The sequence below is a fragment of the Paenibacillus sp. FSL R5-0810 genome (genome assembly GCF_038002285.1).
GTDB lineage: Bacteria > Bacillota > Bacilli > Paenibacillales > Paenibacillaceae > Paenibacillus_AQ > Paenibacillus_AQ lactis.
Genome location: NZ_JBBOCF010000002.1, coordinates 37,377 through 53,593 on the forward strand (window position 1 = coordinate 37,377; position 16,217 = coordinate 53,593).

Here is a 16,217-nt window from a genome sequence, read left to right on the forward strand (position 1 = left end):
ATTGAACGATCAGAATTATCTTCGCAAGAAAATGCTCCAAGCACTTCAGACCGAGCAACGCATGCTGGATGAACACAGATACTTGGAAGCGCTGGACGCCCGCGCCGAATATCGAAGATGCCGGCAGGAGCTGCTGAAGCTCTGGGGTGACCGCAGGTATCTGCAGGAGGCGATGTAGAATGTGCCTCGATCGCTTTTCCCGGCCTTTGTGGGATGAACAAAAATCTGCAGGTCAGCTGGAAGAGGATGCACTGGATGCGTACAAGCAACAAGTTGAGGACAACTTGGTCGATTCCTTGGAAGGAGGTGAACAAGACAATGCAAGTGATTCAGAAGCTGACGGTAGTCAGTAACCCGACAAGAATCTTTGAAGTCGGTACCGAAGTGAATGGGCGGGAAGTCATCGAGATCAAGCAGGTTGGGGATGAGAACATATCGGAGTTTTGGGTGGTCGATGAGAATGAAAAAATCATCGTCAGCATCGAAAACTGTCCGGTAATCGTGGAATGGCAAGAAGTCGCTGAAGACTAAGGCTATTATTTTTTTGCCAAAATCGGGTCCTCGAGCCCTAAAAAGGAGCATGAGCAATGAACAAGCTGACGGTTGAATTGGAGCTGGATTGGTTGGATTCAGAGTCCGGAAGCGTATCGGATGCGCTCAGAGACGAGGTAGTACGCGGACTGCAAGATCGATTGATCCATAAGGTTGAGAAGCAAGTGCAGGCTACCATCGAATCCAAGATTCAAGAAGCAGTTGAGAAAGTTAGCGATGAATTTTTGGTGACCGTGTATCAAGAAAGGCTGCAGAACCTGAAGATCCCGGTTAAAACAAGCACCTGGGGTTCAGAGGTGGAATACCATTCGATCTCCGAATATGTTGGCGTTCAATTCGATAACTTCCTGAAGAGAAAAACCTTCGATGAATATGGGAAACGAGTTGATTATGAACGTGATGCCAAGTACACGATTTTCGAGTATTTCGCCAAAGACATTCTGGGCAAGGAACTTGAAAAGAAGGTGTCTGCGCTTATCTCTGAAGCTAGACAAAAAGCCGAAAACACAGTGCTGAACACCCTTGAAAAGAATCTGAGAGAACAGCTGTCTGCCGACATCATCAGCCGATTGAACATCCCTTCAATGCTAAAGAGCTTGCAAGAAAAAGCAGCTGAAATTGATTTGCTTGAACAAAACAAGTCGGAGGTTTAGGGGAGGCGAATCGCTGTGAAGAGAGGTCAAGTCTGGATAGCCGATTTAGGGGAAGGTCTTGGTAGCGAACAGAATGGGACACGCCCAGTCGTGATTATTCAAAACGATGTCGGTAATCTCCATTCGCCCACAACGATCGTCGCACCAATTACGGATAACCACAAGCGACATATGCCGACACATCAAAAGATCTGGAGTACGGAAAAGCCGTCGGTCGTCCTGCTAGAACAAATCCGAACCATCTGCAAAAGCAGGCTCCAGTTTCATACAGGCGAGTATCTCAGCAAGTCGGAAATGAGCGGCGTGGATCAGAAGATCCTCATAAGTTTGGGGTTGGCTGAAGTGAAGGAGGTAAAGAAGCAAAGATGAGTCATTTCAAATTGATTGAATGCAGCGGCCACAATTTTAAAGCCCACCGTGATCTAAGCGTTAAGTTTGGCGACCTGACCAAGATCACGGGGGATAACGAAGTAGGTAAATCCAGTATTTTGGAAATCCCCACATGGACATTGTACGGCACGGACACCTTTGGCGGCAAGTTGGACCCGACCCCTACGGATTACAAATATGATCATGTCCTGGCCGAAACGCTGCTGGAGGTTGACGGCAAACTGCTCAAATTCGGACGCGGGATCGAGAAGGGGAAGGCAACCTATTACATCAATGACGTGCCAAGTAAGGCGAGCGACTTCGATGAGATCGTCAAATCACTGATTGATAAGGATCTATTCCTCGCGCTGTACAATCCACTGTACTTCTTCTCACTCCATTGGGAAAGGCAACGCGAGCTAATGCTCCGATACTCGACGCCGCCGACGCAAAAAGAAGTGTTTGCGGAGATGAGCCGGACGAGCCCGGACCAGAAATTAAAAGACATCAAACTGAATCCTCAGGCTGAGAAGCTGGCCGAGTTGGTAAAGAAGCACACGCTGCCACAGCTTGAGGAGATCCATAAGAAGAACAAAAACGACAAAGACACTGCACATAAGAAGGCCCAGGGCCGTACGGAGACACTTGAAGAACAGTTCAGGAATTTGCCGGACGTACCGGATGATATCGAGGCGATCAAGGCGGAAGATGCCGACCTGATCAATCAGATTAAAGCCATCCATGCCAAGATCGAGTTGGCCGATGAGCCTAAACGGAAGCAGGCAGTGATTGAAGGGACACTCGAAAACGTCCGGCAACAGATTGCGGCAGCCAAGGCCCGATACATGAAGGTCCACGGCGAAGAGATCGCAGAGGAATGCTCCACCTGCAAGCGGCCGTTTGACGAGGCGGCGAAGGCGGCTGCAGAAGCGAGTAAGGAAGAGCGGAAGAAGCCGCTGCGGGAAGAGCACGACAAGCTGGTCGCTCGCCGCAAGGAACTCGAGGCGGACCTAGCCGCGGTGGAACTGATAGACGTGTCGGAGTTATGGGAGCAGATGCGAGCGCTGGAGCAACGTAGAGACGCTACTGCGGAGACAATTGGCTGGTACAACCGACGCCAGAGCCTACAAGCCGATCTGGAGAAGGCGCGGGCAGACGAGGCGGCAACGCTAGCAAGCCGGAACGATTCCATCTTTATCCTAGATGCAATCAAAGCGTATGAGGCCAAGTTAGCGGAGCTGCAGGCGGTCAAGGTACAGAGCATGTTCAGCGATTTGAAAATACAGCTGTTCAAGCAGCAGAAGAACGGCGAAATCAAACCTGACTTTGTGATTACAAGAAAAGGCAAGACGCCGACACAGTTCTCACTGTCGGAGAGCATCCGGGCAGGACTGGAAGTCCGGGACGTTATTAGCCAGCAAGGCGAATGGATCGCCCCTTGCTTTATCGACAACAAGGAGAGCGTGACTCGTTATAAAGCTCCTCGAGGTCAGCTGATCACTTGCCAAGTCGTTGAAGACCAACCATTAAAAATCATTAACGCTTAGGAGGCACTTATCATATGGCAAATTCTAATACGCAAGTTATGACTCTCACTCCAGAGATCAAGGATGCATTTCCAATCGAAGTCCTTGAGGTAATCCGTACATCCCTTTGTCCGACTGCAACAGACCCTGAATTTTTGCTCTTCGCTCATAAGGCAGCATCCTATCGACTCGATCCTTTCAAAAATGAAATCTTCTTTATCAAATACGGGAACCAGGCGCGGATCCAGTTCGCTGCGGAGGCGTACCTCGCGAAGGCAAGGGAGAAAGAAGGTTTTCAGCCACCCGACACTCAGACGGTTTGTGCCAACGACACCTTTAAGGCACGGAAATATAAAAACGAGAAGGGTGAAGACGAATGGGAAGTAATCGAACATGAAGTTACTTTCCCTCGCGGAGCCATCGTTGGAGCATACTCAATTGCTTATAGAGATGGATACCGCCCTGTGACCGTTTTTGTTGACAAAGAGCATATCGGTCATGTGTACACAGGACAGAACAAGGACAACTGGAACAAATGGGAGCCGGATATGATCGGCAAACATGCCGAACAAAGAGCACTGAAAAAACAGTATGGTCTTGAATTTGGAGATGAGAACATCGAACAGCCACCGCTTCAGAATGTCGATTCATACAAACGAAAAGATGTAACCCCAGAAGCTGAAGGACCGGAAACAGCGGCACCTCAGCAAACCGAGCAGGGCGATGACGAGGCTGCTACGCGTATGAAAGCACTCAAAGCTCAGGTCAAGGCTAACTACAAGAAACTGGGGCTAACGGACAAGGAAGCTATGGGCGCGCACATGCAGCAATACTGCAAGGTTAAGGGTGACGAGCCTACGGAGGCAGAACTGAAGGCATACCTCAAAATTATGGACATGCAAATTCAAGCAGCAGAGCAGGCAGAAGACACGCTCCCGGAATAAGCCATGGAGCAGGTAATCGTCTATGAGCGGTGCCCGGACTGCCAGGTATGCGGCAGCGAGATTAACCCGGGCAATGAGGAGTACATCCGCGACAAGCGGGTGTGCCCCCGGTGCTACGAAGGACTGGAGGGGAAACGAAATGGCAAGCGAAAGCAAGCCCATACAACTCGACCTTTTCGACCATATTGACCCTCCAACTCCGGCCCGGGAAGTCCTGAACGGCATGTATTACGAAAAGGCCACGGATAAATTCGTCTCGTTCGTGCTTGGGCGCCGGTATTACGAAGAGCCGGCCAAGGGATGCCCGCACGATCGGGAGTGGCAGGAACGAATAAAGAGGGAGCGTGCGATATGAGAAGTATCACCCCGGAACATCTAGCATTTGTGGAAGAGGCTGCAAAAGCATTCGAAGATAACCAGCGGTTAGAGACTTATTACACTGATGAGGCCAAGCTTATAGCTCTCCGGTTCGGGGCAGATCGTGATTGCATTAAAGTGTATGAACTCGGTGAGCCGGTCGGTTTCTTCGTCCAGCAGGTGAATGTACGGACACCGTTACCCAGAAAAGCTGTGGCTAGGTTTGCAATGGACATGGAAGAGCAGCTTAGAGCAAATGAACACAAGGGTGGATGGGAGAATTCATCAGTGGATTATCTCATCAGAGAAATGGCCAAGAATGGTCGCCAGTTGAAGTATTGTTCCACACACTCAGAATTCCGTCGCCGCTGCGCGAACATTGCAAATTACGCAATGATGCTTTCTGACAACGATCGGCGGGAAGAAGTGGAACGGATGGGAGCGTCAACATGAAAGTTGATATTCTCGCTTCCGGCAGCACCGGGAACTGCGTGGCCGTCACCGTCGGGGGCAAGACCGTCCTGATCGACGCGGGCGTGGCGAAGACCAAGATCGAAAAGCGGCTGCTGGAAGTCGGCATCCGGCCGGATCACATCGCCGCGATTTTCATCACCCATGCCCACAATGACCATACCAAAGGGCTGCCGCTGGCGAACAAATTCCAGATCCCGGTATGGGCAACGGAGGGCGAATGGCACAAGATTTCAGGCGTAGATGAGGACCTGCGACGAGTAGCGGAAACCCGGTGGGGCAAATACGAGATGATCGAGCTCGGCGGCGTGCATGTATATCCTTTTGAAACCTTCCACGACGCTAGGGAGCCCGTAGGATACTCGATCGAGGACGACGAGGGCGGCCGCTGCTGCGTGGTCTTCGACACCGGGAAGTGGACGGAGGAAATGCTCGAAATGATGGAGGGCAGCCATTACGTGCTGATCGAGGCGAATCATGATCCCGACCTGGTCGAGATATGCAACCGGCCCGACAGCATAAAGGCCCGCATCCTCTCCGACATCGGGCACCTGAGTAATCAGCAGACGGCGGAGGTCCTGAAACGGTTGATCCGAGGCTGCGGCGAGCGAATATACCTGACTCATTTATCAGGCGAGAATAACACTCCGCAGCTGGCTGAAATGACCGTGAAGATGGCACTCCGGCAGCGCGGATTCGAAGCAGGGAAACATTATCACCTGGAGGTGGTTTAGATGAAACCTTACAAAAATGTATATTCGGCCGAGGAGTATAAACAGCTTCAAGAACTGAATGAGGCGGCATTGGAACAAAACAAAATCTTGAAGAGGCAGCTCGACGAGGCGATGAACAAGCAGAAGGTGGAGTTGCCGCGGAAAGTGGTCGAAGCAATTGAAGGATTTCGTGAACTTGGTTGGGAGCCTCATGATATTTTCCAGGTTTCCTACGATCCAACTGACGGGCAGTGGTCTTCCGAATTGAACAAGTACATCAGCATTAAGTCTAATGGGGCAAGAAAGTTAATGGAGGCCCTCGTGAACGGCTATACAGTTGAGAAAACACCTGAAGACAGAGTAATTGAAATGTTTATGCACTACAAGAATCAAAAAGCATTTCTTCCGATGGAAGCGATGGAGGAGATGGCAGATGCTTTAGGTAACTCGCACTTATCGAATAGGTTACGGGAACTCCGGATGAATGAATAGATATGAACGGGTGAGGGGAAATGGCAGGACCGCAACTTGAAGACGGTTATACCCGGATAGCCAATGCAATTTTGGAGGAGGTAGCCCGGCGGAAGCTAAACGGCACGCAATATTCCATACTCTTGACGGTCTGGCGCTACACCTACGGGTTTAATCGTAAGGATTGCGCCTTGTCAGTCAGCTTCATCAGGGAAGCGATTGAGGGGGATTTGAAGGGTGTCAAGAGAGAACTTGCCAATCTCATCGACCGCCGGATCTTAGTCATCACTCAGGAGGCATATGGAATACAACCTCGGAAAATTGCATTCAATAAACGTTTTGATGAATGGTTAGTGGTGGTCAAATCACCCCCACTACCTAAGAAACCTAGTGGGGGACAATCCTCCCCCAGAGTGGGGGACAATTCACCCCCAGTAGTGGGGGACAATTCACCCCCCAAGAAAGAAAGAAAGAAAACTATAAAGAAAGAGGATATATATATGGACAAACTCAAGTTCCATGACACCGTATATCTGACCCTTGAGCAATACGAAAAATTATGTGCTGAGTTTGGAAAACATCGAGTCGATAACACCATCGAAGCTCTCGATGAATGGCAAACCAATAAAAAGCCCAGCCAGCATAAAAAGGATCACCATAAAACAATTCGCGTTTGGATCAAGAAGGACCTTGAAAGAAGCAAGACATCCTTTAAACCAAAAGCGCAGCGTAACAAAGAAGAGATGGATATTCTTAATCAGTTTTACGAGGAGGGAGCAGCGCGTGAAGCAGACGGAGACGGCAAACTTCCTGGCAATGATCAAGACCGCTTATCCCTTCTTTGAAGTAACAGAGGCTGGCGTTCGCTTATGGCACACCATGTTAGCGGATCTCGACTACAAGACTGCACAGATGAGGCTGGCTAATCATATCCGGTCTAGCAAGTTCGCTCCTACTATCGCAGAGATTGTGAACCCGGTTCCTTCAGAAGAAAAATCATTTTATGAGCTGCAGCGGGCAGAGGAAGAAGCCGAACGCCTGGCACTTGCCGAGTACAACGAAAAGGCCGTACCGATGCCGGAGCATATACGGGTGAAGCTTGAGCAGACGCTTGCGAAGAAGGTGAGCAGGCAATGAGTTTTGAGGCAGAACAGGCCGTGCTTGGCTCAATCCTTAAGAATCCGGACCTGCTTGATGATTGTTACCTCCGGCCGGATGACTTCGACCCACAAGGCAATAACGGGCTGGTATTTGAAGCGTTGAGCTGGGCGCATGAACATCTATCAAATAGACCGGGGGTAAAGGACCCCTTTGACCCTGTATTGCTTGCAGAGCAGTGGGGGGCACAGCTTTCCAATATCGGCGGACTGACTTACCTAATGCAGCTTCGGGGATCGGTCCCATCAACTTCAAATTTTGATCACTATCAAAAGATCGTCCGAGAAACGAGTATTGAGAATCGAGCAGCCCGTATAATGCGTGAAGTTTTAAACGGGGGAAAGCTGAATCTCAGTTCGGTCCGGGAAAGCCTCGAGCGCTTGGAAGAGCTTCAAGGCCAGACGCTAGTCGATGGCATGAGGAAAGTCTCCGACGTTCTGGACGGACATCACAAGGAGATTATGGCACGCGGCAGCCGCGCCGGACTGACCGGGGCAAGATCGGCCAGTGATGACATTAACGAAATGTCAGGCGGGCATCAGAAACAGGATGTAATGATCGTCGCGGCGAGGCCTAGTATCGGAAAGACAGCTTATATTGTCAACGACTCAAGGTCATCTGCAGAACACGGTTATACCGTAGGGTTATTTTCCGCCGAGATGCCGGGGCTAGACGTGGCCGAACGCTATGTTTGCACGATTGGCGGGATCGACAGCAAGAAAGTCCGTGCTGGACGTCTGTCGGAAAATGATTGGCATAGCTACAGCAAGGCGCTTGAGATCCTCGACAACCTGCCGATCTACATTGATGACACTCCAGGGATGACCATCGAATACATCCGCCGGCAAGTTAAGGCGATGAAGAAAAAGCACAAGAATCTGATCATTTACATCGACTACCTGCAGCTGATCGAGACCGAGAAGAAATTCACCCAGAACGCTGACCGTGTAAACCACGTCTCCAAGCAGCTTAAGCAGATAGCCCGCACATTTGATGTGCCGGTGATCGCCATCAGTTCAGTCGGACGGAAATGCGAGGAGCGCCAGGATAAGCGCCCGATGATGAGCGATCTCCGGGAGTCTGGAAATATCGAGTTTGACGCAGACATCATCATGTTTCTTTATCGTGACGACTACTATTACCCGGACACAGTCCGGAAAGGAATCATTGAATTGATCATAGCTAAGGGGCGTAAGATCGGGACGGCAACGATGGAGATGGTCTTCGACCGAAAAACAGGGCGCTTCATCAACCTGAGCAAGGAAGATAAGGAAAAGCTGGCGGAGAAGGTGAGGCAGCATGAGCAAACTCATTCAAAACGATGAGCAGTATAACAAGGCTCTCAGCGGGCTAGTCACGATGGCCGCGCAACTGGATGACCCACTGAGTTCCATGAGTCCAGAGGAACGAGACCGGAAACAAGCGATCTATGACCGGACGGCTGAGCTCATTCAGTATTACAGGCGGGGGCAGATGGTGAGGAAGTTCCCTGGTCTCCGTGAGCAATATGAGAGCCTCGGATGGAAGTGGCAGGAGCTCAGTGTCCCCGTACAGTCTGAGCCGGATCAAATGGAGAATCAGCCAGGGGAGAAGGCTGTTCCGGAGGAGCCAGATACTCAGCCACCGGCAGAAGAACGGAAGGAACCCAAAAACGCACCGCCAGCAAAGCCGGCACCAAACAAGAGCCTGATGGACTGGCTTGATGATTAGAAAGCGAGGGGAAACGATGCAATATATAACCATTGCAATACCGGTCCTGGATTACCCAATCCGAGGTTACCAGCCCGGCGACATGCGGGTGAAGCTTCAAGAGGAAGCGAACGAACTCATAGAGGAGATCGAGTCTGCTGACTTCGATCAGCGCCGAATGCTCAGCGAGCTGCTGGATGTGCTGCAGGTGACTGTTGGAATGATCCGGCAGCAGGCTAGGGAGGTATTGCCGCCCGGGGAAGCATCAAAGGTACTTGCCGATGTGATTGTACGTGCTAATCAAGATCATCTTCTGAAGATCAATGAGTATGCCCGGCAGCGCTCCTGGGAGGTGGCGAGATAAATGGGAAAGTGTAAGTTTTCGAAATGTGATCACAAAGCTGCTGGAACGTGGGCCCTAGTGGAGGTCTGCAGCGATCATTTAAAGGGGATTCGAATTGAGACAGATGCTTATTATCGCAGAAGTATCTACTCCTATCAGCGCTATTTGTACAACCAAATATCCTGGCGGATTCCTTGGAGCCGGGAGGCGATGAGATGAGATTCGTCGGAGTGGATCCAGCAACGAAAACCGGAGTAGTGATCCTGGATGAACAAGGGAATGTGATCTTTGAAGATGAGCTCAAAGGTGAAGGTCGAAAAGTTAAGGGCGGGATTAGTACCGAGCAGCTCGTTTCTCTTGAAAACCAGTTCTATAAGATCATTAAGCCGGAGGATGAAATATCAATTGAGCAGCCGGCGATGGGTACGCAGATGGGCGTGACAACCGGAATGATCCACGGCGGGCTGCGGACGATGATATTCCGGAAGGGGCTGGCGTTTTGGGATGTCAACCCGGCCTGGACAAAGAAGTATGTCAAGGTAACCGGGTGGATTATAGAGAATGGCAAAAAACGCAGGTTCAAGGATAACGAGAAGAAGAAGGTGATGAAGGATGCTGCCCTTGAGCACTTTGGATACACCCATAAAAGCGATAACGTCGTGGATGCTTACATCATCGCCAGAATTGCTTTGAATCTCTACTTGATGCGAGAGTACAAACCGTTGCTCGACACCGAAACGTACCAGGTCGAAGTATTAGAATCCATTTTAAATAAAGTTGAGTAACCCGGGGCCGATCAGGTCCTGCGGCGGACAGTCACACCCAAATGACGGAACAACAGTTCTTATTTTGAGGGAAGGATGATCAAAATGGAGAAACAAATTTACAGCCCCCAGCCAGACGGATATTTCTATCGCTGTGAAATTTATCATGAGGCTTTGCTGACTTATGGACAGTATTTGGAAAAAACATCTGGTGAAAAAGTGTTCTATGGCCCGGATGATAGCACAAATTACCATGCATTGGACTGGTATAAGAACGGCAGCCTTTCATTCGCTGAAAAGGAGTGGCCTAAGTTTATTTCAAGGCTTCGAGATAATATCAAGCTCTCTTGCGGAATGTCTCTCCAAAAGGAAGAGAATGGCCGGCAATATATCTATCACCTTGGAACAGTCTTAGGTCTCAAAGGGACGTTCTTGCTTCGTAGCCGGATATTCATTCAGCACTCATCAATTATCGAAATGGATGAAGCCAAATTCATGACGGATATGACGAGATACGGAAGATGGGAAAATCGCTAAGTGGAGGATGGAAGTTAAATGGACGAAAACCAGAAGCGAAGAGTCTTCCAGAAGGTCAAATCAATGTCGGCAAAAACCTTCTGGCAGTGGATGAATGACATCCACACCCGAGCCTATGCCAAGGGCATTACTCATATGCGGGAAGCTATGGAATGTCACCCGCGGATCAGCAAGCCAATGGTGGAGCAAGTGCTACTGAAAGCGGAGGAGATCCGGGAGCAGTGGGACGGCCTTCAAACAGTGACGATTAATGACACGGAAGACGAGCAGTTCAGGACGGCTGCCGAAATCATACACAACCTTACGCCGACTGAAGGGTTCATCTACAACCTGAAAGAGGAGGCTGTGATCGACATCGCTGGGCGTCAGTTCAAGGTGCAGCCGGTTCAGGATTAAATCAAATTTAATTCAAAGGAGAATTCATATGGCGATTAGATTGGATTTTCAAACTGAAAAGAAGCAAGGATCACTCTTAATTACGGAGGAATCCGAGTCCAATAAAACCGATGTTATCCGGGGATTTTTCAGCCTTTTTGGTTTCGAAAAGGAGCCAATGCAAACCACAGTTTACTCTCCTGAAATCGTCGTCCACAGCCAAGGGAAAGCGGAGGAGATCCAAAAGCAAGTCTCAGAAGCTATTAATCAGCGATTGCAACAGCTCGAGTCACGACCGAGCAAGGATGAAGTCGAGATTAAAAAGCCGGAACTAATCAATTCGAAGAGGACGCTCAACCCGACGATCGGGGAAATGATTGGGGGCGCGCCGCAGCAAGAAGCTCCACCCGAAGAGCCCGAGTGGTATCAAACCGGGATCAAAAATAAGGAGGGAGTTCCACACTACAAACTCCGTTACTGGTGCAAAAATCCACAATGCCGAGATAGATCCAATGACTATATCAAGGAAGACCAGAAAACGGTCAAGTGCCGAAAATGCGGCCAGAAGCTGCTGGTAAGACAAGCGGCGGACGAACATATGAAACGTGATGAATGGGGGAATTTCTTTATCGCTGACAAGCTGGCCCCATAACTGGAGGTAACCGGGGATGCACAATACTTCGAGATGGAGAGACCGTCATACAACCAACACTAATAACGGGAGGGAAAGAAGTGACAGAAACTATTAATGTTATGACCGTTTCCGGTGGCAAGGACAGCACGGCTATGTGGATATACGCTATTAAGGAGCTCGGCGTAGAGGTCAGTGCCGTTTTTAATGATACTGGGAACGAGCACCCAATGACCTACGAATATATCGATTATCTAGAATCGGTTCTTGGGCCGATCAAGCGAGTTAAAGCTGATTTCTCCAAGCAAATCGCTCATAAACGAGAAGTGGTTCAGACGAAGTGGCGAGATGATGGCGTGTCAGAAGAAATCGTCCAGCAGGCACTTGAAATGCTTCATCCAACGGGGAATCCATTTCTAGATTTATGTCTATGGAAAGGAAGGTTCCCGTCGACAAAGCGTAGATTTTGTACACAAGAGCTGAAAATTATCCCTAACCTGGAACAAGTCTATATACCATTACTTGAGGCTGGATATCAGGTAATAAGTTGGCAAGGAGTTAGAGCGCAAGAAAGTGCTGCTCGGGCAAAATTAGCAGAATGGGAAGATACTCCAGAAGGATACCGGATTTATCGTCCGATTCTCAAATGGACAGTTGAGGAAGTTTTTGAAATGCACCGGCGACATGGAATCAAACCCAATCCACTTTACACAATGGGGATGGGGAGAGTGGGATGTATGCCTTGCATTAATTGCGGAAAGCAGGAATTGTTCGAGATTGCCCGGCGTTTCCCCGAACAAATTAATCGTATCGCCAAATGGGAGGAAACGGTCAAGAAAGCGAGCAAGAGAGGGGCGGGCAGCTTTTTTCCAACAGCTAACGGGCGTGATACTGAGGGGATTTACGATGAAGTGGAGTGGTCTAAGACGACATGGGGAGGGAAACAGTACGATCTTATCAAAGCCATCGAAATGGAAGATATCCCTGTTTGCTCCAGTCAATATGGGTTATGCGAATGACGGACAATAGCGTAAGGGTTTCCAGTGGAAAGACATGATGATTATTGCCGATCGGGACGAGACAATCCGGCAGTTGTGAAAAAAATGTGGCTCACTTGAGAGGGCAGTTTACACCCCAGGGAGGGAGATGTCACTGATAAAGAGGAGAGAAGAACAAATGAAAACCATAAATGAATTGGTCCAGGCAGCACATCAAAACGCAGTTTCGAAAGGCTGGTGGGACGAATCGCGCAGCTTCGGGGAGATCATCTCATTGATCCACTCGGAAGCATCTGAGGCGCTGGAGGACCATCGGAACGGAAAGCAGCCGACGGAGGTCTGGTATGAGTACGAACATCCCAACTACGGAAAGTTGACGCACAGAAGTAGCGCTATGGAATGGGGCGGCATTATCCATTTAGGGAAGCCTTGCGGTGTCCCATCGGAGCTCGCGGACATCGTAATCCGAGTGTTCGACGCCTGTGGGCGGTACGGGATTGATCTGGAACAAGCAATCGCCGAGAAGATGGCGTATAACGCCACCCGGCCGCGGCGGCATGGCGGGAAGAAGCTATGATAAATTCCTCCGTGGAACTTAAAGACCAGTTGCAAAAAAATCGTGAATATATGGGACAACTCTTGGAGCGAAATATAATCGGCTCGATTCTTTACAACATGTATCGTCTCGTGGATACCGTAGCTCCGAATCGATGGAAGAAATCGATCGCCTAAAAGCCGAAAACGAACACTTGAATGGGATCGTGTCCAGTTGCACAGCTGATAACGAACGATTACGTAGGTTACTCGCAGACGGTGAGCAGCAGTCGAATCCGGAGGGCGTGAAAGAAGAAGAGCAAGTGATTAAGAAATTCAACCTTTGCTTTTACGGGATAGAGGAATCAGATGAAGTCGATTGCTCGGGATTGTCGGAAGACGAGATAAATCGCGAGTTGGTGGAGTGGGTTTTAGAGCGCGTTGATCATTGGGTGGATGAGGTGTCGGATGAATAATCAATTCAAAAAGAATTGGCAGGTTTGCCCGCCAGCATTGATTATAGCTGGAGCAATGGGGATGCTGGTCGATGACTATGGGATGTCTCACCGCGAAGTGTTTGAGCTGATCGAAGCTATTAAGCGCGACACCTGGCACGGCTTAGCGGAAATGCATGCTGAGAATAAGAAGGGTGGTCGGGTCCAGTGACTAACCAAGAAAAGCTAGATACAGCACTCGATGAAGCTGATCGAGTATCCACCATAGATCCAGGAGATCGGGACTGGCAAAAGGATATGGAATGGGCACAGATCATATGGGACGCTGGCGAGTATCAGGCGTGGACAGAACCTCTCATCTACTGGCTCCAAGAAGTAAAGGATCTTCAATCAAAACTTAGAACCGCGAATGAAGAAATCGCCCGGATCAACAGCAAATATTACGCGGACAGGCAGCGGTTCTATGATCGGGGCCGGCAGCTCGCACGTTATGAGGGTTCGCTGGATTGGTTGAAGCAAAGGTTCGAAGAGGAATGGAACTTTGAGCTGGGGATCGGCGAAGTCGTGGAAGAAATCATATATCGGTTTGAGGGTGGAGGTGAGCCTGATGCTGGATAAAGGGAAAAGTGAATTCTGGCCGCCGGAGAAGCTGGCAGCGCACCTCAAAGCGATCGGAGCAGACAAGCCGCCAGAGCCAAGAAACAGCGGATTGAAATATGAGATCACCGCGCCGCGGAAGGGGTACAGCGGCAAGTATCTTAAGCGAGGTGGAGAGTATTGATCAAGGATTGTGAACTGTGTGAAGAGAAGCCAGCGAAACACAGAATCAAGAATAGCAAAAATGGCAATGTGCTTGTGATCTGCTGTGAATGCGCGGAATTATTCATAAAAAAATAATCTGAGAGGGGAAATAACCAATGATCAATATGAACGTGCTTTTTAAGTCCATGCAGAAAGATGACAAGAAGGAAATCCTAAAGTTTGAAATCAAGGGATCGGAGGATGCTGGCGAAGAGATGGAGCTGTTCGAGCTCTCCGGAAGCATCGTAGTTCTCTCCCTGAAAGTCGGAGGAGATGATGTTTGCGGAGATGTATCGGCCGAGTTTATCTCCATGCAGCGCGACAGTAAGAAGACTGTCATGAAGTTCGGTATTAAAGGCGACCGAGATGGCAAGGCTCAAAAGCTTTATGAATTCGCTGGTCGTAATGTAGAACTTGGGGTGGCACCAAGCCAGATGAGCATTGAGGAGTTTAATGAGCCAAGGGAAGGCATCCGCGGCAAGATCAATCCCGACGGAACGGTAGTGGTCGAAGAGAAGGACCCGAACCAGCTGACGCTTGAGGAGGCAGCTGCGGCAGCTGAGGGAGACGGCCCACCGATGCCAGATGATGATGATCTGCCGCTTTGATTGAGTGTAAGGCACAAGCCCCGGCTCCGGCCGGGGGAGACTTTTCTCCAGTCAACAGAAATTGAGGTGAAGAAATGACCCAGATGTCATTCGAGCTTCCCGAATTGGATAGGAAGAAAACGCAGGCAGCTGTCGAGTCGGCTCTGGAAAAGTACCGCATATTCAAGACAATAACATTCGAGGAACGTGAAGCGAGTATAACAGCCAGCAGCACGGAGCGATTTCACGGGCCTACAAATGTAACCAGCGATCAGACTGCTGATGTTGCCATTTACAACGTGTACGAACCACAAGCAAGACAGCAGTATTGCGAGAAGGTCGAGAGGGCAGTGAATAAGTTGTATCCCCGAGAACGTCTCCTAATTCAAGAACGGTATATGAAGGATGAGACGGTGACGGATCTGAAGGTTTACAACTTCATCTTTAACCCGCCGATCAGCAAAGACCTTTACGCAAAGATAAGATGGACAGCGTTTTACAGGTTGGCTTTTAATCTGGATTATTTCAAGATCATCGATATAAAAAAATTACTTACCCCTCCAAAAGGGGAACATTACGAGGATCTTTCTTGAATAAACATTACCTAAGCAGCACAGAGGAGGGGGCAAAGCACATGGATTCCACCCAGGCACCTGTCCAGCATGATCAAGAGGTCGATATAAAAGAGCGTGTCACAAAATACATCGAAGGGAAAAACGGACTCATTGGCATTGTCATTCCTCCATGTGACGAACCAACAAGCGCTCTCGACGATCTCTACAAAACGATCGCTGAAATTGCGATCAGACAAGCAAAGAAGAAAGCCGCTCAGAATGATTGAGCGGCTTTTCTCTGTTCTTCTTCACTTAGGTGCAGAGATCCCTATGGCGTTAAATTTGTTCAGAAAATCAACAGGAAATGAATTGATTGAAATGATTTCACTTGGTATGTGATACTGGCAATAGTAAATATTATGATGAGCGGTACAGTCGTGCTTCTCCATGTAATGCCCTACAGCGAGGTAAATACAAAAATATTCATCGCTTTGTTCATACTTACAATAAGTATAATCAAGAGGTCTGCCCTTCAGGTTCTGAATTCGGTCAGCAAACTTTTTGTTTGAATTACGCTCAATCTCTTCAAAATCAATGCTAACACGTAGGTCGCCTTTATTAACGTCTTCTAATGAAATCATTCCAAAACTCCTCTCTCAACATTCGATAGTTTAGTTTATGATGGTTACTTGAAAACATGACATCTTTTTAGATATATGAGTGCACTAACAGTGA

Annotated in this window: 30 protein-coding genes; 29 read left to right on the forward strand and 1 reads right to left on the reverse strand. The window is 49.1% G+C overall.

Features of this window, described 5'->3' with window-relative positions; genetic code table 11:
• Position 1 precedes the first annotated feature (1 nt).
• The 29 genes from MKX76_RS29560 to MKX76_RS29700 all read left to right on the forward strand — a co-directional run bounded on the left by MKX76_RS29560 (position 2) and on the right by MKX76_RS29700 (position 15,769).
• Positions 2 to 178 (forward strand): hypothetical protein, encoded by a 177-nt coding sequence (locus MKX76_RS29560; RefSeq protein WP_341035137.1) that lies wholly within the window; start codon positions 2 to 4, stop codon positions 176 to 178.
• A gap of 1 nt (position 179) precedes the next feature.
• Positions 180 to 353 (forward strand): hypothetical protein, encoded by a 174-nt coding sequence (locus MKX76_RS29565; RefSeq protein WP_341035138.1) that lies wholly within the window; start codon positions 180 to 182, stop codon positions 351 to 353.
• Positions 319 to 531 carry a hypothetical protein gene (locus MKX76_RS29570; RefSeq protein ID WP_028403921.1) on the forward strand — a complete coding sequence of 71 codons (213 nt, stop codon included), beginning with the start codon at positions 319 to 321 and terminating at the stop codon, positions 529 to 531. The genes MKX76_RS29565 and MKX76_RS29570 overlap by 35 nt, the downstream gene beginning before the upstream one ends.
• A gap of 56 nt (positions 532 to 587) precedes the next feature.
• A complete protein-coding gene (locus MKX76_RS29575) occupies positions 588 to 1,205 on the forward strand; it encodes a hypothetical protein (RefSeq protein WP_341035139.1) in 618 nt (205 codons plus the stop codon).
• A 15-nt stretch (positions 1,206 to 1,220) separates the two neighbouring features.
• Positions 1,221 to 1,574 (forward strand): type II toxin-antitoxin system PemK/MazF family toxin, encoded by a 354-nt coding sequence (locus MKX76_RS29580; RefSeq protein WP_341035140.1) that lies wholly within the window; start codon positions 1,221 to 1,223, stop codon positions 1,572 to 1,574.
• On the forward strand, positions 1,571 to 3,121 hold the full coding sequence (locus MKX76_RS29585; protein ID WP_341035141.1) for an AAA family ATPase: 1,551 nt from the start codon (positions 1,571 to 1,573) through the stop codon (positions 3,119 to 3,121). Before MKX76_RS29580 ends, MKX76_RS29585 begins: the two co-directional genes overlap by 4 nt.
• Positions 3,122 to 3,135: 14 nt before the next feature.
• A complete protein-coding gene (locus MKX76_RS29590; protein ID WP_341035142.1) occupies positions 3,136 to 4,044 on the forward strand; it encodes a RecT family recombinase in 909 nt (302 codons plus the stop codon).
• 139 nt (positions 4,045 to 4,183) lie between these two features.
• Positions 4,184 to 4,399: a hypothetical protein gene (locus MKX76_RS29595; protein WP_341035143.1), complete on the forward strand. Its 216-nt coding sequence runs from the start codon at positions 4,184 to 4,186 to the stop codon at positions 4,397 to 4,399.
• Positions 4,396 to 4,854 carry a hypothetical protein gene (locus MKX76_RS29600; RefSeq protein WP_341035144.1) on the forward strand — a complete coding sequence of 153 codons (459 nt, stop codon included), beginning with the start codon at positions 4,396 to 4,398 and terminating at the stop codon, positions 4,852 to 4,854. Before MKX76_RS29595 ends, MKX76_RS29600 begins: the two co-directional genes overlap by 4 nt.
• Positions 4,851 to 5,606: an MBL fold metallo-hydrolase gene (locus MKX76_RS29605; protein ID WP_341035145.1), complete on the forward strand. Its 756-nt coding sequence runs from the start codon at positions 4,851 to 4,853 to the stop codon at positions 5,604 to 5,606. The genes MKX76_RS29600 and MKX76_RS29605 overlap by 4 nt, the downstream gene beginning before the upstream one ends.
• Positions 5,607 to 6,077: a DUF1642 domain-containing protein gene (locus MKX76_RS29610; RefSeq protein WP_341035146.1), complete on the forward strand. Its 471-nt coding sequence runs from the start codon at positions 5,607 to 5,609 to the stop codon at positions 6,075 to 6,077. It begins immediately after the preceding gene.
• 20 nt (positions 6,078 to 6,097) lie between these two features.
• Positions 6,098 to 6,901 carry a replication protein gene (locus MKX76_RS29615; protein WP_341035147.1) on the forward strand — a complete coding sequence of 268 codons (804 nt, stop codon included), beginning with the start codon at positions 6,098 to 6,100 and terminating at the stop codon, positions 6,899 to 6,901.
• The gene (locus MKX76_RS29620; protein ID WP_341035148.1) at positions 6,840 to 7,193 is read left to right on the forward strand and encodes a replicative helicase loader/inhibitor; all 354 of its coding nucleotides are present in this window, start codon (positions 6,840 to 6,842) and stop codon (positions 7,191 to 7,193) included. Before MKX76_RS29615 ends, MKX76_RS29620 begins: the two co-directional genes overlap by 62 nt.
• On the forward strand, positions 7,190 to 8,539 hold the full coding sequence (locus tag MKX76_RS29625; RefSeq protein ID WP_341035149.1) for a replicative DNA helicase: 1,350 nt from the start codon (positions 7,190 to 7,192) through the stop codon (positions 8,537 to 8,539). Before MKX76_RS29620 ends, MKX76_RS29625 begins: the two co-directional genes overlap by 4 nt.
• Entirely contained in the window at positions 8,514 to 8,924 is a 411-nt protein-coding gene (locus MKX76_RS29630; protein WP_341035150.1) for a hypothetical protein, read from the forward strand. The genes MKX76_RS29625 and MKX76_RS29630 overlap by 26 nt, the downstream gene beginning before the upstream one ends.
• Before the next feature lie 16 nt (positions 8,925 to 8,940).
• The gene (locus MKX76_RS29635) at positions 8,941 to 9,267 is read left to right on the forward strand and encodes a hypothetical protein (RefSeq protein WP_341035151.1); all 327 of its coding nucleotides are present in this window, start codon (positions 8,941 to 8,943) and stop codon (positions 9,265 to 9,267) included.
• Positions 9,268 to 9,461: 194 nt separating this feature from the next.
• A complete protein-coding gene (locus MKX76_RS29640) occupies positions 9,462 to 10,031 on the forward strand; it encodes a hypothetical protein (RefSeq protein WP_341035152.1) in 570 nt (189 codons plus the stop codon).
• Between the two features lie 84 nt (positions 10,032 to 10,115).
• Complete coding sequence (locus tag MKX76_RS29645) at positions 10,116 to 10,547, forward strand: hypothetical protein (protein WP_341035153.1); 432 nt, start codon at positions 10,116 to 10,118, stop codon at positions 10,545 to 10,547.
• A gap of 18 nt (positions 10,548 to 10,565) precedes the next feature.
• Positions 10,566 to 10,943, forward strand: coding sequence for a hypothetical protein (locus MKX76_RS29650; protein WP_341035154.1), 378 nt, complete (start codon positions 10,566 to 10,568; stop codon positions 10,941 to 10,943).
• Positions 10,944 to 10,971: 28 nt separating this feature from the next.
• On the forward strand, positions 10,972 to 11,574 hold the full coding sequence (locus MKX76_RS29655; RefSeq protein ID WP_341035155.1) for a hypothetical protein: 603 nt from the start codon (positions 10,972 to 10,974) through the stop codon (positions 11,572 to 11,574).
• An 80-nt stretch (positions 11,575 to 11,654) separates the two neighbouring features.
• The gene (locus tag MKX76_RS29660) at positions 11,655 to 12,572 is read left to right on the forward strand and encodes a phosphoadenosine phosphosulfate reductase family protein (RefSeq protein WP_341035156.1); all 918 of its coding nucleotides are present in this window, start codon (positions 11,655 to 11,657) and stop codon (positions 12,570 to 12,572) included.
• Between the two features lie 157 nt (positions 12,573 to 12,729).
• Entirely contained in the window at positions 12,730 to 13,128 is a 399-nt protein-coding gene (locus MKX76_RS29665) for a hypothetical protein (protein WP_341035157.1), read from the forward strand.
• Positions 13,129 to 13,261: 133 nt separating this feature from the next.
• On the forward strand, positions 13,262 to 13,561 hold the full coding sequence (locus MKX76_RS29670; protein WP_341035158.1) for a hypothetical protein: 300 nt from the start codon (positions 13,262 to 13,264) through the stop codon (positions 13,559 to 13,561).
• Positions 13,554 to 13,751, forward strand: coding sequence for a hypothetical protein (locus MKX76_RS29675; protein ID WP_341035159.1), 198 nt, complete (start codon positions 13,554 to 13,556; stop codon positions 13,749 to 13,751). Before MKX76_RS29670 ends, MKX76_RS29675 begins: the two co-directional genes overlap by 8 nt.
• Positions 13,748 to 14,158, forward strand: a complete 411-nt coding sequence (locus MKX76_RS29680) for a hypothetical protein (RefSeq protein ID WP_341035160.1) — start codon at positions 13,748 to 13,750, stop codon at positions 14,156 to 14,158. Before MKX76_RS29675 ends, MKX76_RS29680 begins: the two co-directional genes overlap by 4 nt.
• A complete protein-coding gene (locus MKX76_RS29685; RefSeq protein ID WP_157462155.1) occupies positions 14,148 to 14,321 on the forward strand; it encodes a hypothetical protein in 174 nt (57 codons plus the stop codon). Before MKX76_RS29680 ends, MKX76_RS29685 begins: the two co-directional genes overlap by 11 nt.
• Before the next feature lie 136 nt (positions 14,322 to 14,457).
• On the forward strand, positions 14,458 to 14,949 hold the full coding sequence (locus MKX76_RS29690; RefSeq protein ID WP_341035161.1) for a hypothetical protein: 492 nt from the start codon (positions 14,458 to 14,460) through the stop codon (positions 14,947 to 14,949).
• 83 nt (positions 14,950 to 15,032) lie between these two features.
• Entirely contained in the window at positions 15,033 to 15,521 is a 489-nt protein-coding gene (locus tag MKX76_RS29695) for an ArpU family phage packaging/lysis transcriptional regulator (protein ID WP_034272328.1), read from the forward strand.
• A 41-nt stretch (positions 15,522 to 15,562) separates the two neighbouring features.
• Positions 15,563 to 15,769: a hypothetical protein gene (locus MKX76_RS29700; protein WP_028403938.1), complete on the forward strand. Its 207-nt coding sequence runs from the start codon at positions 15,563 to 15,565 to the stop codon at positions 15,767 to 15,769.
• Between the two features lie 21 nt (positions 15,770 to 15,790).
• On the opposite strand, the gene MKX76_RS29705 is transcribed toward MKX76_RS29700, so the two are convergent.
• Positions 15,791 to 16,123 (reverse strand): hypothetical protein, encoded by a 333-nt coding sequence (locus tag MKX76_RS29705; RefSeq protein WP_341035162.1) that lies wholly within the window; start codon positions 16,121 to 16,123, stop codon positions 15,791 to 15,793.
• Positions 16,124 to 16,217: the final 94 nt, after the last annotated feature.

Bases quoted from the DNA above. Each gene is read 5' to 3' on its own strand.
- MKX76_RS29565 (WP_341035138.1), top strand. From the start codon at position 180: ATGTGCCTCGATCGCTTTTCCCGGCCTTTGTGGGATGAACAAAAATCT.
- MKX76_RS29570 (WP_028403921.1), top strand. From the start codon at position 319: ATGCAAGTGATTCAGAAGCTGACGGTAGTCAGTAACCCGACAAGAATC.
- MKX76_RS29575 (WP_341035139.1), top strand. From the start codon at position 588: ATGAACAAGCTGACGGTTGAATTGGAGCTGGATTGGTTGGATTCAGAG.
- MKX76_RS29585 (WP_341035141.1), top strand. From the start codon at position 1,571: ATGAGTCATTTCAAATTGATTGAATGCAGCGGCCACAATTTTAAAGCC.
- MKX76_RS29590 (WP_341035142.1), top strand. From the start codon at position 3,136: ATGGCAAATTCTAATACGCAAGTTATGACTCTCACTCCAGAGATCAAG.
- MKX76_RS29595 (WP_341035143.1), top strand. From the start codon at position 4,184: ATGGCAAGCGAAAGCAAGCCCATACAACTCGACCTTTTCGACCATATT.
- MKX76_RS29600 (WP_341035144.1), top strand. From the start codon at position 4,396: ATGAGAAGTATCACCCCGGAACATCTAGCATTTGTGGAAGAGGCTGCA.
- MKX76_RS29605 (WP_341035145.1), top strand. From the start codon at position 4,851: ATGAAAGTTGATATTCTCGCTTCCGGCAGCACCGGGAACTGCGTGGCC.
- MKX76_RS29610 (WP_341035146.1), top strand. From the start codon at position 5,607: ATGAAACCTTACAAAAATGTATATTCGGCCGAGGAGTATAAACAGCTT.
- MKX76_RS29615 (WP_341035147.1), top strand. From the start codon at position 6,098: ATGGCAGGACCGCAACTTGAAGACGGTTATACCCGGATAGCCAATGCA.
- MKX76_RS29625 (WP_341035149.1), top strand. From the start codon at position 7,190: ATGAGTTTTGAGGCAGAACAGGCCGTGCTTGGCTCAATCCTTAAGAAT.
- MKX76_RS29630 (WP_341035150.1), top strand. From the start codon at position 8,514: ATGAGCAAACTCATTCAAAACGATGAGCAGTATAACAAGGCTCTCAGC.
- MKX76_RS29635 (WP_341035151.1), top strand. From the start codon at position 8,941: ATGCAATATATAACCATTGCAATACCGGTCCTGGATTACCCAATCCGA.
- MKX76_RS29640 (WP_341035152.1), top strand. From the start codon at position 9,462: ATGAGATTCGTCGGAGTGGATCCAGCAACGAAAACCGGAGTAGTGATC.
- MKX76_RS29645 (WP_341035153.1), top strand. From the start codon at position 10,116: ATGGAGAAACAAATTTACAGCCCCCAGCCAGACGGATATTTCTATCGC.
- MKX76_RS29650 (WP_341035154.1), top strand. From the start codon at position 10,566: ATGGACGAAAACCAGAAGCGAAGAGTCTTCCAGAAGGTCAAATCAATG.
- MKX76_RS29655 (WP_341035155.1), top strand. From the start codon at position 10,972: ATGGCGATTAGATTGGATTTTCAAACTGAAAAGAAGCAAGGATCACTC.
- MKX76_RS29665 (WP_341035157.1), top strand. From the start codon at position 12,730: ATGAAAACCATAAATGAATTGGTCCAGGCAGCACATCAAAACGCAGTT.
- MKX76_RS29670 (WP_341035158.1), top strand. From the start codon at position 13,262: ATGGAAGAAATCGATCGCCTAAAAGCCGAAAACGAACACTTGAATGGG.
- MKX76_RS29675 (WP_341035159.1), top strand. From the start codon at position 13,554: ATGAATAATCAATTCAAAAAGAATTGGCAGGTTTGCCCGCCAGCATTG.
- MKX76_RS29685 (WP_157462155.1), top strand. From the start codon at position 14,148: ATGCTGGATAAAGGGAAAAGTGAATTCTGGCCGCCGGAGAAGCTGGCA.
- MKX76_RS29690 (WP_341035161.1), top strand. From the start codon at position 14,458: ATGATCAATATGAACGTGCTTTTTAAGTCCATGCAGAAAGATGACAAG.
- MKX76_RS29695 (WP_034272328.1), top strand. From the start codon at position 15,033: ATGTCATTCGAGCTTCCCGAATTGGATAGGAAGAAAACGCAGGCAGCT.
- MKX76_RS29700 (WP_028403938.1), top strand. From the start codon at position 15,563: ATGGATTCCACCCAGGCACCTGTCCAGCATGATCAAGAGGTCGATATA.
- MKX76_RS29705 (WP_341035162.1), bottom strand. From the start codon at position 16,123: ATGATTTCATTAGAAGACGTTAATAAAGGCGACCTACGTGTTAGCATT.